Source organism: Maribacter sp. IgM3_T14_3, from assembly GCF_049603095.1.
In the GTDB taxonomy this organism is placed as follows: Bacteria; Bacteroidota; Bacteroidia; order Flavobacteriales; family Flavobacteriaceae; genus Maribacter.
The window spans coordinates 1,699,751-1,714,759 of record NZ_CP187138.1 but is presented as its reverse complement, the minus strand read 5'-3'; the positions used below and the strand labels follow the sequence as shown (position 1 = coordinate 1,714,759).

Sequence of the window (15,009 nt, the reverse complement as noted above, 5' to 3'; positions counted from 1 at the left end):
ATTAGAATTTGAAAGAAAAAATATCCATAACAGCCATAGCTTCAGTGTCGCCTTTAGGTAGTACATTAGAAGAAACTTGGCAGGCATATCAGAACAACGAACATTACTTTTCATTGGTTGAAGCGAATGAAGGTAAATCTTGGGTAGCGCCATTATCATCATCTGCACGATTAAAAGTAGACGAACTTAGATTGTCTGATAGTAAATACAAAAAATTAGATGATAGTGTACTATTCGCAATGGTAGCTTCAAGATTGGCAGTAAAGCAATCGGGTTGGGGAAACATGGCTGAATTCGGAATTAACATGGGCTCGTCTCGTGGGGCGACCAAGTTGTTTGAACAGTATCATAAAGAGTATTTAGATACTGGTGTTTCATCAACTTTAAGCTCGCCAACCACCACATTGGGTAATATCTCTTCATGGGTATCTCATGATTTGGGGGCGACAGGACCAGAAATATCACATTCCATCACCTGCTCAACAGGTTTGCATTCAGTGCTGAACGGAGTGGCTTGGCTAAATAGCGGAATGGCAACTAAGTTTTTAGTAGGTGCCAGTGAAGCTCCGCTGACCAATTTCACCATTGCCCAAATGAAGGCATTGAAAATTTACGCAAAAGCACCTGAGTCAAACACTGGTTCAGTAGTCGATATGTCAACGGTAGTTGAGCGTAGCCGAAACTACCCTTGCCAGGCACTAAACTTGAAAAAAGAATACAATACCATGATTTTAGGCGAAGCTGCTTCGGTAGCTTGTCTAGAAACGGGATTGGTAAAAAATGCTTTGGCAATAATAGATGGAGTAGGGTATGCAACAGAAATTTTAAAACATAATACTTCCATTTCAGCAAACGCCGTATGTTTTCAGAAATCTATGAAAATGGCTTTGGGCGATTTAGATGTTGCTGAGGTAGATGCCATTGTAATGCATGCACCCGGCACAATAAAAGGAGATTCATCAGAATACAATGCAATTCAAGAAGTTTTTGGGGATTACATGCCTCAATTAACTACTAATAAATGGAAAATTGGTCACACTTTCGCAACCTCGGGGATGCTAAATCTAGAGTTGGCAGTTTTAATTTTGCAACATAATAAGATGATCTCGGTGCCTTTTATTGAGGCAAAACTAAATAGTAGAAAAATTAAAAATGTACTGGTAAACGCGGTTGGTTTTGGTGGAAATGCAGTGAGTATTTTAGTAAGTAAAAACGAATAAACGTAGTTAAAAGAGAACAGATGTAGCGGTGTGGTAATTTTTTTAAAACCTACCAATTATTTTTTCAATTTAAATTCCGTTATTTTTGAACCCTGGTAACAACCTAAGATTATATGAGCGAAGCAAGACACAATTGGTCAAAAGAAGAAATTTTAGAAATATATAATATGCCTTTAATGGAGCTACTTTATGAAGCTGCAACTGTGCATAGAAAAAACCATGATCCAAATACGGTTCAAGTTTCTACCTTACTTTCTATAAAAACAGGTGGTTGCCCAGAAGATTGCGGCTATTGTCCGCAAGCTGCTCGTTACCACACCGACATTAAAGGTAATGACCTTATGGCTGTTTCTCAGGTTAAAGCTCAAGCGCTTAGAGCAAAAGCATCAGGTAGTTCTCGTGTATGTATGGGTGCTGCATGGCGAAATGTAAAAGACGGTCCTGAGTTTAATCAAGTATTAGAAATGGTACGCACCATTAATAAGCTTGATATGGAGGTTTGTTGTACGTTGGGTATGATAACCGAGAATCAGGCAAAACGTTTGGCAGAAGCAGGCTTATATGCTTACAATCACAATTTAGATACTTCAGAAGATTATTATAAAGATGTAATTTCTACTCGTGCCTTTGAAGATCGTTTAGATACGATTGAAAATGTTCGTAAAAGTAATGTTACCGTTTGTAGCGGTGGTATTATTGGTATGGGTGAAGAGTTAGAAGATAGAGCAGGTATGTTAGTTGCTTTAACTTCATTGAATCCGCAACCAGAATCAGTGCCGATCAATGCATTAGTCGCTGTAGAAGGTACGCCGATGGAAGATATTGAGCCGGTTTCTATATGGGATATGATTCGTATGGTAGCAACTACCAGAATTGTAATGCCAGAAACTCAAGTACGTTTATCTGCAGGTAGAACTGAAATGAGTAGAGAAGGGCAGGCGATGTGTTTCTTTGCTGGTGCGAATTCAATTTTTGCAGGCGATAAATTATTGACTACTCCGAATCCTGATGTAAATGAAGATATGGCGATGTTCAAGATGTTAGGTTTGAATCCGCAAAAACCATTTACCAAAGTATCACAGCCTAAAACGGTCGAAGCAGAAGATTCTCAAATTCAATCTTTAGGTGAAAAACCAAAATGGTCTAGACCTGGTCACTCCATTGAACGTAATGAAACTGCGAAGCAAAAAGCTAAATTTGTTGACTAAGACCACATTATTACTTTTTTAAGAAATTATTTTGCTATCGTTAATTACCTTTGGCTTCCCTAAAAACCATGTGTAATTGAAGTTAGCAGAAATTCCGAGGGTAAATCATATTACCAAGGACAACTTTATTAAAGAGTACCTTAAGCCTCAAAAACCTGTTGTATTAGAACAGGCTATTGCAGATTGGCCTGCTTTTAACAAGTGGAATCTAGACTATATTAAGGATGTAGCGGGTGATGTTACCGTGCCTTTGTATGATGATAGACCAGTTCAGCATAAAGATGGTTTCAATGAACCACATGCCAAAATGAAAATGGCAGAGTATGTGGATCTATTGAAGAAGGAGCCTACCAAGTATAGAATTTTTCTTTGGAATATATTGAAGGAAGTACCTGCACTACAGAAAGATTATAGGTTTCCAGACTTCGGATTAAGGCTTTTAAAAGGTGTGCCAATGATGTTTTTCGGCGGACGAGACTCGTACACTTTTATGCATTACGATATTGATTTGGCAAATATATTTCATTTTCATTTCGATGGAGAAAAGGAAGTAGTACTTTTTCCTCAGTCAGAAACGGAGAATCTATATAAGGTTCCACATTCTTTAATTACCCATGAGAGTATAGATTTCTCAAATCCGGATTATGATAAGTGGCCTGCTTTAAAAAAAGCAAGCGGATTTAAAACTACCCTTTCTCATGGCGAAGTTTTATATATGCCAGAAGGATATTGGCATTATATGAAATATAATACTCCGGGGTTTTCAATGAGTTTGCGAGCATTGGCGCGCAATCCTAAGAATTTGGCTAAGGCATCGTATAATATTGTAATAATGCGCTACTACGACGTGCTAATGCGTAAGTTAAAAGGGCAAGATTGGATAGATTGGAAAAATAAAGAAGCAATTTCTAGAACCAATAAAAATCAGAAAGTGTAAACCGAAAAGAGTTGAGTATTATTTTATAAGCTCAAATGTTTTCTCATACACCAAATGACTTTCCCAACCACGGTATAAAAGGTAATCTGCTAATTTTTTTCTTCGCTTTTGAATATTAGTTTCGGTAATCTGCAGTAATCTTTTGTGAGCTAAATCATCTAAAGCAGTCAAGTAAGCTTCAGGCTCAATTTCTTTTAAGGCAGTGGTGATATTGTATTTAGAGATGTTTCTAAATTTTAATTCCCTTACAATTCTATTTTTACCCCATTTTTTAATGTTGAATTTCCCACGGGCAAAGCTTTTTGCAAAGCGCTCTTCATTTAAAAATCGGTCTTCAATAAGCTGGGCTATAATAGTATCTACTGTTAATGGAATCATACCCATTTCTTTCAATTTCGCAACCACTTCCTTGTGGCAGCGATCCTGGTAAGCGCAGTAGCCTTCAATTTTTTTGGTCGCTTCTTGAACGGTATATGACTTTGCATGGTTCATCAATGCCAAAGTTATTATTCTCAAAGTATATAGCCTATCTTTTTCTCGGGTCAATAGTGAAATACTTTTTTAGGTAACTATTGTCGATGACTGGGTTAAGTATTTTATTCTTTCTTGCAGGATGCTTTTTTAACTGTTCTTTTGGTCTGGTAGGCCTTTTTTCAAAACCACCACCACAATTGGGGCATACGTTCATTAAAACTTCAGTAACACAATCTTTACAAAAAGTACATTCGTAAGAACAGATCATTGCTTTATCGCTGTCGTTCTGTAATTCGGTATCGCAGTTTTCACAGTTCAATCTTATTTCTAACATTTTACTTTTAATTTTTAGTTGGCTTTAGTCAATAAATTAAGGTCTATTTTTTTCATAATACGCCATTACGTGTTCTGGAACAGCAATATCCTTTGGTAATAAATCGTCACTGATAGGAAACTCTGCAACTTGTTTTAGGGGAAGCAAACCGGCCCAAATAGGTAGCTCTAAATCTGCATTTTCGTCTTTAACCCCTACATCCCTTATTTTTGCTGAGGCTGTGGTTATGGTCATTTCGACCACTAGCGTGCCATCGAGCTCTTTTTTGTGCATGGGTCTTATTCCATCCCATCTACCGGGCATCATATGGTCAACAACACATTTTAAGGCTTTTTCTTTCGAAATAGGATCCGTTGTTTTTTGTACGGTTCCGAACAATGTTGCCGATCTATAATTTACGGAGTGATGTAATCCAGAGCGTGCCAAGACCAGTGCATCTAAATGCATTACGGTCATACTTATTTCTTTATTTTCCAACAAGGCCAGTAGCATTCTGTTTTTATGAGAACCATGCAGGTAAATTTTATTGCCATCCCTACCGTAGGCCATGGGCAGGCATATTGCTTTATTTTCATAAATATAACTTACATAGCCAACGAAGCCTGCATCAAGAATAGTATTGATTTTTTCTACATCGTAGGTAGCTCTATTGGCACCTCTTTTTACTTTGTTGACAGCGCTGATATCATAGTTTTTCATGTAAAATATTTTTAAGACAGTTCAAAATTAATAGATTTGTGGATGGTGTAAATCATCCAGAAATATATTTTTGAATAGTCCAGTTTATGATTCCATATAAAACAAGTATTCGTATAGACAGAACTTCTAAACAAGCCGTTTATCTGCAACTTACCAATCAGTTTATCACTTTGATTAAAAAAGGAATACTGGTCAAAGGAGCTAAATTACCAAGTAGTCGAGCGCTTGCTTTATTGATTAGTGTGCATAGAAAAACTGTCATTGCGTGCTATGAAGAACTTATTTTACAGGGTTGGCTAGAAAGTATACCGCAAAAAGGAACCTATGTTCATTCGAAGATTCCTATGTTGAAACAGCAAAAGTTAGGAGCTGATCCAATAGATTTAAAAGGTAAAGATGAAGTGGGATTTTCATTCAAAAAACAATCCTATTTAGATAGAAGTTTCCCGCAAAGCTTGAATAAAGAAAATCTCTATGTAAATGATGGGATCGGAGATGTAAGATTAGCGCCCAGAAATGCCATTGCCACATTGTACCGTAGTATTAGCGCAAAGAAAAGTACACCTTTATATATGGACTATGGCACAACGTATGGAAATTTAGAACTTAGAAAAACGTTAGTAAATTATCTAAACGAAACAAGAGGGCTTCGTATAAGTATAGATAATATTATGATTACAAGGGGTAGTCAAATGAGTATGTTTTTGGCAGGTCAATTACTTTTTGATAAAGACGAGTATGTTATTGTAGGAGAGACCAATTATAGTTCTTCTGATACTACTTTTGAATATGGTGGTGCTAAATTGTTGCGGGTTAAAATAGATGGCGAAGGTCTACAAACTATTGAAATCAAAAAACTTTGTGAGAAATACAAAGTAAAGGCAGTATACACGACGCCACATCATCATCATCCTACCACGGTCACTCTTTCTGCAGAGCGGAGGATACAATTGTTGAATTTGGCAAAGACATATAGCTTTGCCATTATAGAAGATGACTACGACTATGATTTTCATTATAATCATTCGCCCATATTGCCCTTGGCCAGTCATGATATTCATAATAATGTTATTTACGTAGGTTCTGTATGTAAAACTATTGCACCAGTATACCGTGTGGGATATTTAATTGCTTCTAAAACATTTGTAGATGAATGTGCAAAACTGAGAAGGTTTATTGATCGTCAAGGTGATGCATTGCTAGAATTAACGTTTGCGGAATTCATAAAAGATGGAAGTTTGGATAGGCACATTAAAAAAACACTTAAAATCTATAAATCACGGAGAGATGAGTTTTGTGCATTGTTAAGAGAAGAGTTAGGAGATTATTTGTCCTTTAAAATACCAAAAGGAGGCATGGCTATTTGGGTAACCTTGGATAAGCGATTTTCTTGGGAAAGTGTTGCGGATATCGCGAAAAAAGAAAACCTGATATTTTCCGAATTACAAAGATATGACATGGCTAAAATTAACCATAAGGCTATTCGTATTGGTTTTGCAGCCTATAATAGAGAAGAGGCTAAAACTTTTGTTCATCGTTTAAAGAGTACCATGAAGGCATTGGATATTTAATTATAGGGCACAAAAAAAAGCGACTCTTTTAGGGAGTCACTTTTTTGTTAATATATTGTTTTGCCGTCTTTATTCTTAAAACGGTATTCTAGATACGTATACGCATCACGCGGTTGAACTTTAATCCATCTTTTATATTCCAAGTACCATTTCATTCTTATTGAAGGAAATCCCTTAGTAATATATGCTGCAATAAAAGGGTGTATATTTAAAGTTATACTATTGTCCTTTGCAGGTCCTTTTAAGAGTTTTTGCAGATCCGCTATAATTTTATCTATTAAAACAATAGGTGCTTCCACCTGTTTCCCAGAATTATTAGGGTCCTCTTCAGTTGTTTTAATATTCATTTCAGGTCGAACCCTTTGTCGGGTAATCTGAATTAAACCAAATTTACTAGGAGGTAGTATTTTGTGTTTGGCACGATCATCTTTCATCTCATCTCTAAGATGTTCAAAAAGCCTTTTTCTATGTTGTGGTTTTACCATATCGATAAAATCTACAACTATAATACCGCCCATATCACGAAGGCGTAATTGCCTTGCAATTTCTGATGCGGAAAGAAGGTTTACCTCAAGGGCAGTGTCTTCTTGGTTTTTGGCTTTGTTAGATCTGTTACCACTGTTTACGTCTATTACATGAAGTGCTTCTGTATGCTCTATAATTAAATAGGCGCCTTTGCTCATTGCGGCAGTACGGCCAAAAGACGTTTTTATTTGTCTTTCAATACCAAATTTTTCAAAAATAGGTACGTTGGTGTTATTGTAGTGCTTAACGATGCTCTCTTTTTCAGGAGCAATTTCCGACACATAATCCTTAATTTCATTGTATAAGGTGTCGTCATCTACATGTATTCCGGTAAAACTATCATTGAATACATCTCTTAAAATAGAAGATGCTCTATTGAGTTCTACGAATACTTTTGATGGTGTTTGAGCACGTTGTAATTTTTTACACATTGCTGTCCATTTGTTCAGCAAGTTTTCTAGATCTTTGTCCAGTTCTGCAACTTTTTGTCCTTCTGCGACTGTTCTAATGATAACACCAAAACCTTTAGGTTTAATGCTTCTAACGAGTCTTTTTAACCTGTCTTTTTCTTCCTTGCTCGCAATCTTTTGAGATACGGATACACGGTCAGAAAAAGGAACCATAACCAAGTAGCGTCCGGCAATTGATAGCTCAGAACTAATTCTTGGTCCTTTAGTAGATATAGGTTCTTTTACAATTTGCACCAATAGAGATTGGTTTGCTTTTATGACATCGGTAATAACACCGTTTTTGTCAATATCGGTCTCGATCGGGAAATTTCCTAAAGTGTAATCATTTAGTTTTCCTGAGCTCACTTGTTTTATGAACTTAAGCATAGAAGATAATTGCGGACCAAGGTCATGGTAATGCAAGAATGCATCTTTTTCATAACCAACGTTTACAAACGCCGCGTTAAGCCCGGTAACCGGCTTTCTGATTTTGGCGAGAAAAATATCGCCTACAGAAAAATCGTTACTGTTTTCTTCTTTATGCAGTTCAGTGAGTTTTCCATCCTTTAACAAGGCAAAGTCAACAGATTGGGAACTAGATCTTACGATTAATTCTCTATTCACCTGAATATATTTTTAGTCGTTCGGCTATTAAAATAGGGAACGAACTGATTAAACAATACCATAGACAAATACAAAAGTATCTGCCGAAATCCGAATTCTGGATTTCTATGTCAATGAACGTATTTTAAAAAGAAAAAGTAGTTATTAAAACTACTTTTTCTTGTGTCGGTTAGCTCTTCTACGCTTTTTACGCTTGTGAGTTGCTACCTTATGTCTCTTTCTTTTTTTACCGCTTGGCATAAAGTTCTTTTTTTAAGATTAATTATTTTACGTGTACGTTGCTCTTAACTCCTTCTACAAAAACCTTTGCAGGCTTAAATGCTGGAATGTTGTGAGCGGGTATTTTAATAGTTGTGTTTTTGGAAATATTTCTACCGGTTTTTTCGGCTCTTGTTTTAATGATAAAACTACCAAAACCTCTTAGGTAAACATTATCACCACTTTCTAATGATGTTTTTACCTCTTCCATAAAAGATTCAACAGTTGCCTGTACATCTCCTTTTTCAATTCCCAGCTTATCTGAGATTTTCGATACAATTTCCGCTTTCGTCATCTTTCAATATTAGATTTTCTGTATGTTTTTTCGGGTTGCAAATATATAAATTAAATTCAATCTTTCTTTCTAATGGGTTAATTTTAAGTGTATAAACTGCTACTTTTATCACTTAGCATAGAAGAGCATGTCATTTTCGGGTAAAATTTTAGATTGGTATCATATAAATAAGCGCAGTTTACCATGGCGCGAGAATACTGATCCATACAAAATTTGGCTCTCAGAAATTATTCTTCAACAGACTCGGGTTGCTCAAGGAACCCCGTATTACTTGAGGTTTATAGAGACTTTCCCTACTGTTGATGACTTAGCCAACGCAAATGAAGAGCAGGTTTTAAAACTTTGGCAAGGGCTCGGGTATTATTCAAGAGCTCGAAATTTACATTCAGCAGCAAAAATGGTGGTCGATGGGCACGGTGGCAAATTTCCTGATAGTTATAAGCAACTTTTAACATTAAAAGGCGTAGGTGACTATACGGCGAGTGCTATTTCTTCTATATGTTTTAATGAACCACAGGCTGTTGTTGATGGAAATGTATACCGAGTGCTTGCAAGGTATTATGGTATAGACACCCCAATTAATAGCACAGAGGGTATAAAATACTTTAAAGCTCTGGCTGAAAAAGTCATGGACACAGATCATATTAGAGATTACAACCAAGGTATTATGGAGTTTGGTGCTATACAATGTTCACCAAAAAAGCCATTGTGTTTACATTGCCCGTTAAGCGATAGTTGCGTGGCATTGCAAAAGGGTCTGGTGGATCAATTGCCCGTAAAATTGAAGAAGACAAAAGTGCGCAATAGATACTTCAATTATCTTATACCTATATATAAAGATGCAAGTGGAAATCAATTTACGCGTTTAAATCAAAGAATAGGAAAAGGTATTTGGCAGAATCTATGGGAGTTTCCGCTAATAGAATCAAAAGATGCCCTTGAAATAGATGATGTTACTATAAGGTATAAAGAGGTATTGGACACTTTGCCGTCAGTTGAAATACTAGAATACAACGAAAATGCTATTGTTCATAAATTATCGCATCAACATTTACATACCAGATTCTGGATTATTTACACCGATAATAAGTTTGAAGGTCAAATATCGGTTGAAAAAATAACCGAATTTCCTGTACCTGTTTTAATCGCAGATTTTATCAAAGCATTTAAATTTTAGTACTTTTGATTTTTATATCTTTAAGTTATGAGCGGTACATTAAATAAGGTAATGTTAATTGGGCATTTAGGCGATGAAGTTAAAATGCATTATTTTGAAGGTGGCGGTAGTATTGGCAGGTTTCCGTTAGCTACAAATGAGACATATACCAACAAATCTACCGGTGAACGTGTTACCAACACTGATTGGCATAATATAGTGGTACGAAACAAAGCTGCTGAAGTTTGCGAAAAATATCTTAGTAAAGGCGACAAGGTATATGTAGAGGGTAGGTTAAAAAACCGTCAGTGGCAAGGTGAAGATGGGGTAACTAGATATTCGACCGAAGTACATGTTCAAGAATTCACTTTTTTGACCACCAAAAAAGAAGGAATGCAGAACAATGGTGGTTCGGCTCCGGTAGCTCAAAAGGCGCCTAGTACTGAGAATAAAGCACCAGCTAAAGCTCCTGCACCTACAAGTCAAGAAGATGACGATGATTTACCATTCTAATAAATTTAAATAGCAGCTATTGGACCCAGACCCCTTACCGTTTTTAATGACAACATTAGTTGTAAACGGTGTTTTTGCAATTAATATAGTTGTACTTTTTGTACTACTTCTTTGCTCTGCACTTATTTCTGGTGCCGAAGTGGCAATGTTCGGTCTTTCGCCAACCGAGGTTAAAGAGCTTCAAGACGAAAAATCTGCCAAAAGTACCATATTACTTAAGCTTCTAGAACGACCTAAAAAATTATTGGCAACCATACTTATAGCAAACAATGCTATAAATATTGGTGTAGTTCTGCTGTTCAGTATCATTGGTAACACACTTTTTGAAAATATAAATACCGTATTGTTCGGTGTATTATCAGTTCGTTTTTTGTTAGAAGTCGTGGTCGCAACGTTTCTAATTTTAATGTTCGGTGAAATTCTACCAAAGGTATATGCAAACAGAAATAGAATGAGCTTTGCGCATTTAATGGTGTATCCGTTAAGAGTGTTAGATTTTATTTTTTCGCCATTGAGTTTACCAATGCGTTCGGGTACTTTGTTTTTGTATAACAAACTAGGCAAACAAAAATCGAGCTTAAGTATCGATCAATTGTCACAGGCGCTAGATTTAACCTCTCATGGCGATACTACTAAAGAAGAAAAAAAGATTTTAGAAGGTATTGTAACCTTTGGTAATACAGATACCAAACAGGTAATGAGACCTCGTATCGATATTTTTGCGCTGAACGAGCAAATGAAATTCCCCGAAGTTTTAGGTGAGATAAAGAAGAACGGGTATTCTAGAATTCCGGTATTTGGCGAGAATATCGATACCGTTAAAGGGGTGTTGTATGTAAAGGATCTATTGCCATATTTAGATAGAAAAACCTTTAATTGGATGACACTTATTAGAGAGCCCTATTTTGTTCCTGAGAATAAAAAGTTAGATGATTTATTGGGTGAATTTCAAGAGAAGAAAAATCACTTGGCTATTGTTGTTGATGAGTATGGTGGCACTTCTGGGTTGGTAACCTTAGAAGATATTATTGAAGAAATTGTTGGCGATATCAGCGATGAGTTTGATGATGAAGATTTAATTTTCTCTAAACTCGACGAGTATAATTATGTTTTCGAAGGAAAAACTCCTCTTAAAGATTTTTACCGTGTGATAAAATTAGATGACAACGAAATTTTTGAAAGTAATAAAGGAGAGTCAGAAACACTAGCTGGCTTTGTTTTGGAAAAGGCAGGTAGTTTTCCAAGACGTGGAGAAAAAATAATGTTCGAGTCCTATACCTTTGTGGTTGAAGCGATGGACAAGAAAAGATTGAAACAAATAAAAGTAACCTTGCCACATGAAGTTTAATGCATTGATTATAATTTTAATAGGTTTTGCTTTTATGGTAAGTTGTAAAGAAGAGCCTGTTATTCCTAAACCAAAAGCTAAAATGCGTTTAGAATATCCTCAAGGTAAATTGGCGGACTTAGAAACCGAGAATTTCAGTTTCAAATACAATCAATTGGCAAAGGCTGAGTTAAATGGCGATAAAGCTTATACTATTTCATATCCAGAAATGAAGGGTGCAATTTTTCTAAGTTATAAGAAAATCGATGGTAACTTATCTAAGCTAATAATTGATTCTAAAAGGCTTAGTTATGAACATGCGACAAAGGCCGACAATATTGTAGAGCAACCATATGTAAATCCTGATGAGAAAATTTATGGTGCTTTATTTGAAGTACAAGGTAATGCGGCTTCACAATCGCAATTTTATGTTACCGATAGTACAGAACATTTTCTAACCGGTTCGGTTTATTTTTATACGAAACCCAATTATGATTCTATTTTACCTGCAGCGTCATATCTTCAAAATGATATCAGGGGAATCATAGAAACACTTCGGTGGAAAAAATAAAGTCGTATGATGACAAAACAAGACCTTTTAGATTGTCATAAACGAATAACTCCATTTATTCATAACACAGCTGTTTTAACTTCTAGACTAATTGATAAAGAGGTTGGTGCTCATGTATTTTTTAAGTGCGAGAATTTTCAAAGAGCAGGAGCGTATAAAATGCGCGGTGCTACCAATGCGATTTTGCAATTAACTGAAGAGCAGAAGAAAAACGGCGTAGTAACACATTCGTCTGGTAATTTTGCACAAGCATTATCATTAGCGGCACAAAGTGTTGGTGTTATTGCACATATTGTGATGCCAAATACAGCCCCAGAAGTTAAGAAAGTTGGTGTGAAAGAATATCGTGGTAAAATTTACGAATGTGAACCTACAGTAGAGGCGAGGCAGGCATTAGCAGATGAAATTGCCATGAAAACAGGAGCTACTTTCGTGCACCCATCCAACGATAACAATGTTATTTTGGGTCAAGGCACTGCTGCTTTAGAGCTGTTATATAAACAACCCGATTTAGATTTTATATTTTGTCCCGTAGGTGGCGGGGGACTCATTGCCGGTTCAGGTTTGGCAGCTACATATTTTGGAAAAAACTGCAAGGTTTATGGTGCTGAGCCTTTTGAGGCTGATGATGCTTACCGTTCGTTACAAAGTGGCAAAATAGAAACTAACGAAACCGTAAACACTATTGCCGACGGATTAAAAACAGTTTTAGGTGACAAGAACTTTCCTATTATTAAAGAGCTTGTTAGCGGTATTGTCAGGGTAACTGAAGATGAGATTATAGCCGCGATGAAATTAGTTTGGGAGCGTATGAAAATTATCATAGAACCTTCTAGTGCGGTAACTGTGGCTGCAGTTTTGAAACAATCAAAAGAGCAGCCAGAAGTTTTTCAGAATAAAAAAATTGGTATTATAATATCTGGTGGTAATGTAGACTTATCTAATTTACCTTTTTAGAATATGTAATCTTTACTGCTTACTTAAAATCTCTTCAGCACGCTGAATACTAGAATTGATGTTTTCTTTTACTTGTTGAACTTTCTCTTCTTCTTCTTTTAACCATGCTTTCTTTTCATCAGAAAGTTCTTTGCCGTTCATAATTTCTTCAGAATCGAAACGATCACCAAAACCTTGCATCCAGTCCATCATAGATTTATTGGCTTCTTGTAAATCTTTCATTGCTTTTGCTTCAACCGATTCAACCCCAAGAGAATCTGCCATTGGTTTTAAGTGCCCAACTAGTTTTCCTATAGTTCCCATTTTTGGCATTACCTCATCATGAATGCTCATTACGTTCTCCATTTTAGAAGGCTCTTCAGCTTTCTTGGTTTCTTTGCAAGAAGTGAACGTAATTAATGTAGCTATGGCAAGTGTATAAAGTATATTTTTCATATTAGTCGTTCTTAGGAGTAATAGCTGTAATAGTTTTGACAGATGTAATGGTGTAATTGTAATCTTTGACTTTAGTATCGGTAATTATGGCCTTTACCTCTTCAATAGTTATAATTGTTGGGTCAAAAGAGATAAGGCCGCTTTTATTTTCAAAACTGATTTCTGAAGAAACGACTCCTTCGCTATCCATTAAATTTGAAGAAATCTGATCGGCACAACCTTCTTGGCAAGCCATACCTTCTATAGTAACTAGTATGGTACTACTGTCATTAGTTAAAATTTCAGCAGGTAAAGCCTCACCTTCCTGTGCTAAACAATTATTTATTACTAAAGTAAACATAGCTATAAAAAGGACTACTGTTTTTGATTTCATAATGATAGATTTAACAAATACAATTAATAAATGTATTTGGTTATAGTGTAAAGATACCAATTATGTAAAATGGTTTTAGATATCAATTGTAAAAATATCGGAATAGGGATTGGTTTATTTAGAAAAAACATCATTTTTGTTCAAAATTTTAAGAGTTGAAGCATATAGACCAGAAGTGGCTTTACCTAGTAATTCTATCATTTATATGGGGTTCGTCTTTTATATTAATAAAAAGATCTCTAGTTGGGTATACGCCATTGCAAGTTGGTGGGTTAAGAATTTTTTTTGCATCGGTATTATTATTCATTCTCGGCTTTAGATCTTTAAAGACACTTTCAAAAACCGATTGGAAATGGGTTGCTATAGCGGGCTTATGTAGTTCATTCTTTCCTCCTTTTTTCTTTGCCTTGGCACAAATGGAAATTAGTAGTGGTATAACCTCTATTTTAAACTCCGTAGCACCATTATTTACCACATTGGTTGGTATAGCGCTTTTCGGACTTTCACTAAAGGGAAGGCAAGTTTTAGGGGTGTTAATAGGTCTTTTTGGTACTATAGTACTTATTGCTGCAGGTATGGAGAATAATGTGAACCAGAACTATTGGTATTCTTTATTTATAATTATTGCTGCGTTAGGGTATGCCTTTAATATCAATATCATTAAGAAATATTTATCTCATTTAACGCCGTTAGCAGTAACGACCGCTAGTTTCGGGATCGCTTTTTTACCGGCATTTATCATATTGATTTATACGGGAGTATTTCAGCAGTTTTCTGGTAATAGTGCAATGCACGAAGCTGTGTGGTATATTATGGCATTGGCGTTTTTAGGTACGGCTTTGGCGAACATCCTATTTAATAAATTAATAAAATTATCGAGTCCTGTATTTGCAGCATCGGTAACATATTTGATTCCTCTTGTTGCAGTGTTATGGGGTTTTTTAGATGGCGAGAATATCAGTATTCTACAGCTATTGGGCGGACTCATTATCTTATTTGGGGTATGGCTCGTAAATAGGAAAAAAGTGATTGTTCTGCAAAAATAATTCGGCGTACTGTAACAAACTTGACTTACGGTTGTCT

Annotated in this window: 17 protein-coding genes; 10 read left to right on the top strand and 7 right to left on the bottom strand. The window is 35.9% G+C overall.

The features are described from left to right. The first annotated feature begins 8 nt into the window (after window positions 1-8). From ACPF9A_RS07710 to ACPF9A_RS07700, 3 genes are all read left to right on the top strand, one after another. Window positions 9-1,220 carry a beta-ketoacyl synthase N-terminal-like domain-containing protein gene (locus ACPF9A_RS07710; RefSeq protein ID WP_424003204.1) on the top strand — a complete coding sequence of 404 codons (1,212 nt, stop codon included), beginning with the start codon at window positions 9-11 and terminating at the stop codon, window positions 1,218-1,220. A gap of 113 nt (window positions 1,221-1,333) precedes the next feature. Further along, the gene (bioB, locus tag ACPF9A_RS07705) at window positions 1,334-2,428 is read left to right on the top strand and encodes a biotin synthase BioB (RefSeq protein WP_424003202.1); all 1,095 of its coding nucleotides are present in this window, start codon (window positions 1,334-1,336) and stop codon (window positions 2,426-2,428) included. 76 nt (window positions 2,429-2,504) lie between these two features. After that, a complete protein-coding gene (locus tag ACPF9A_RS07700) occupies window positions 2,505-3,365 on the top strand; it encodes a cupin-like domain-containing protein (protein WP_424003200.1) in 861 nt (286 codons plus the stop codon). Window positions 3,366-3,383: 18 nt separating this feature from the next. Here ACPF9A_RS07700 and ACPF9A_RS07695 read toward each other — a convergent pair whose 3' ends face one another. The 3 genes from ACPF9A_RS07695 to ACPF9A_RS07685 are packed head-to-tail and all read right to left on the bottom strand — an operon-like array spanning window position 3,384 to window position 4,872. Beyond that, the gene (locus ACPF9A_RS07695; RefSeq protein ID WP_424003198.1) at window positions 3,384-3,857 is read right to left on the bottom strand and encodes a regulatory protein RecX; all 474 of its coding nucleotides are present in this window, start codon (window positions 3,855-3,857) and stop codon (window positions 3,384-3,386) included. A 34-nt stretch (window positions 3,858-3,891) separates the two neighbouring features. Then, a complete protein-coding gene (locus ACPF9A_RS07690; protein ID WP_424003196.1) occupies window positions 3,892-4,173 on the bottom strand; it encodes a DUF1272 domain-containing protein in 282 nt (93 codons plus the stop codon). A 36-nt stretch (window positions 4,174-4,209) separates the two neighbouring features. After that, window positions 4,210-4,872 carry a pyridoxamine 5'-phosphate oxidase family protein gene (locus tag ACPF9A_RS07685; protein WP_424003194.1) on the bottom strand — a complete coding sequence of 221 codons (663 nt, stop codon included), beginning with the start codon at window positions 4,870-4,872 and terminating at the stop codon, window positions 4,210-4,212. Between the two features lie 86 nt (window positions 4,873-4,958). On the opposite strand from ACPF9A_RS07685, the gene ACPF9A_RS07680 reads away from it, so the two are divergent. Further along, window positions 4,959-6,443 carry a PLP-dependent aminotransferase family protein gene (locus ACPF9A_RS07680; RefSeq protein ID WP_424003192.1) on the top strand — a complete coding sequence of 495 codons (1,485 nt, stop codon included), beginning with the start codon at window positions 4,959-4,961 and terminating at the stop codon, window positions 6,441-6,443. A gap of 47 nt (window positions 6,444-6,490) precedes the next feature. Here the strand turns inward: ACPF9A_RS07680 and ACPF9A_RS07675 are convergent, their stop codons facing one another. Then, complete coding sequence (locus ACPF9A_RS07675) at window positions 6,491-8,041, bottom strand: Rne/Rng family ribonuclease (RefSeq protein ID WP_424003190.1); 1,551 nt, start codon at window positions 8,039-8,041, stop codon at window positions 6,491-6,493. Window positions 8,042-8,303: 262 nt separating this feature from the next. Next, a complete protein-coding gene (locus tag ACPF9A_RS07670; RefSeq protein WP_027065813.1) occupies window positions 8,304-8,594 on the bottom strand; it encodes an HU family DNA-binding protein in 291 nt (96 codons plus the stop codon). Window positions 8,595-8,721: 127 nt separating this feature from the next. Here ACPF9A_RS07670 and mutY point away from each other — a divergent pair, with 127 nt between their 5' ends. Genes mutY through ACPF9A_RS07645 form a run of 5 tightly spaced genes read left to right on the top strand, consistent with a single transcriptional unit; the run spans window position 8,722 to window position 13,118 of the window. Beyond that, window positions 8,722-9,771: an A/G-specific adenine glycosylase gene (mutY, locus tag ACPF9A_RS07665; protein WP_424003188.1), complete on the top strand. Its 1,050-nt coding sequence runs from the start codon at window positions 8,722-8,724 to the stop codon at window positions 9,769-9,771. A 27-nt stretch (window positions 9,772-9,798) separates the two neighbouring features. Further along, window positions 9,799-10,263 carry a single-stranded DNA-binding protein gene (gene ssb, locus ACPF9A_RS07660; RefSeq protein WP_424003186.1) on the top strand — a complete coding sequence of 155 codons (465 nt, stop codon included), beginning with the start codon at window positions 9,799-9,801 and terminating at the stop codon, window positions 10,261-10,263. 19 nt (window positions 10,264-10,282) lie between these two features. Further along, window positions 10,283-11,611: a gliding motility-associated protein GldE gene (locus ACPF9A_RS07655; protein WP_424003184.1), complete on the top strand. Its 1,329-nt coding sequence runs from the start codon at window positions 10,283-10,285 to the stop codon at window positions 11,609-11,611. Further along, entirely contained in the window at window positions 11,601-12,161 is a 561-nt protein-coding gene (gldD, locus tag ACPF9A_RS07650; RefSeq protein ID WP_424003182.1) for a gliding motility lipoprotein GldD, read from the top strand. Before ACPF9A_RS07655 ends, gldD begins: the two co-directional genes overlap by 11 nt. A gap of 9 nt (window positions 12,162-12,170) precedes the next feature. After that, window positions 12,171-13,118 carry a pyridoxal-phosphate dependent enzyme gene (locus ACPF9A_RS07645; protein ID WP_424004439.1) on the top strand — a complete coding sequence of 316 codons (948 nt, stop codon included), beginning with the start codon at window positions 12,171-12,173 and terminating at the stop codon, window positions 13,116-13,118. A 12-nt stretch (window positions 13,119-13,130) separates the two neighbouring features. Here ACPF9A_RS07645 and ACPF9A_RS07640 read toward each other — a convergent pair whose 3' ends face one another. Both ACPF9A_RS07640 and ACPF9A_RS07635 read right to left on the bottom strand, forming a co-directional pair. After that, a complete protein-coding gene (locus tag ACPF9A_RS07640) occupies window positions 13,131-13,553 on the bottom strand; it encodes a hypothetical protein (RefSeq protein WP_424003180.1) in 423 nt (140 codons plus the stop codon). 1 nt (window position 13,554) lies between these two features. Continuing rightward, window positions 13,555-13,926: a heavy-metal-associated domain-containing protein gene (locus ACPF9A_RS07635; protein WP_424003178.1), complete on the bottom strand. Its 372-nt coding sequence runs from the start codon at window positions 13,924-13,926 to the stop codon at window positions 13,555-13,557. A gap of 155 nt (window positions 13,927-14,081) precedes the next feature. Here ACPF9A_RS07635 and ACPF9A_RS07630 point away from each other — a divergent pair, with 155 nt between their 5' ends. Continuing rightward, complete coding sequence (locus ACPF9A_RS07630) at window positions 14,082-14,972, top strand: DMT family transporter (RefSeq protein ID WP_424003176.1); 891 nt, start codon at window positions 14,082-14,084, stop codon at window positions 14,970-14,972. The last annotated feature ends 37 nt before the right edge of the window (window positions 14,973-15,009 follow it).

Excerpts from the sequence above, each read along its gene's own strand:
- ACPF9A_RS07690 (WP_424003196.1), bottom strand. The coding sequence starts at position 4,173 with ATGTTAGAAATAAGATTGAACTGTGAAAACTGCGATACCGAATTACAG.
- mutY (WP_424003188.1), top strand. The coding sequence starts at position 8,722 with ATGTCATTTTCGGGTAAAATTTTAGATTGGTATCATATAAATAAGCGC.
- ACPF9A_RS07640 (WP_424003180.1), bottom strand. The coding sequence starts at position 13,553 with ATGAAAAATATACTTTATACACTTGCCATAGCTACATTAATTACGTTC.
- ACPF9A_RS07695 (WP_424003198.1), bottom strand. The coding sequence starts at position 3,857 with ATGAACCATGCAAAGTCATATACCGTTCAAGAAGCGACCAAAAAAATT.
- bioB (WP_424003202.1), top strand. The coding sequence starts at position 1,334 with ATGAGCGAAGCAAGACACAATTGGTCAAAAGAAGAAATTTTAGAAATA.
- ACPF9A_RS07645 (WP_424004439.1), top strand. The coding sequence starts at position 12,171 with ATGACAAAACAAGACCTTTTAGATTGTCATAAACGAATAACTCCATTT.
- ACPF9A_RS07670 (WP_027065813.1), bottom strand. The coding sequence starts at position 8,594 with ATGACGAAAGCGGAAATTGTATCGAAAATCTCAGATAAGCTGGGAATT.
- ACPF9A_RS07680 (WP_424003192.1), top strand. The coding sequence starts at position 4,959 with ATGATTCCATATAAAACAAGTATTCGTATAGACAGAACTTCTAAACAA.
- gldD (WP_424003182.1), top strand. The coding sequence starts at position 11,601 with ATGAAGTTTAATGCATTGATTATAATTTTAATAGGTTTTGCTTTTATG.
- ACPF9A_RS07685 (WP_424003194.1), bottom strand. The coding sequence starts at position 4,872 with ATGAAAAACTATGATATCAGCGCTGTCAACAAAGTAAAAAGAGGTGCC.
- ACPF9A_RS07635 (WP_424003178.1), bottom strand. The coding sequence starts at position 13,926 with ATGAAATCAAAAACAGTAGTCCTTTTTATAGCTATGTTTACTTTAGTA.
- ssb (WP_424003186.1), top strand. The coding sequence starts at position 9,799 with ATGAGCGGTACATTAAATAAGGTAATGTTAATTGGGCATTTAGGCGAT.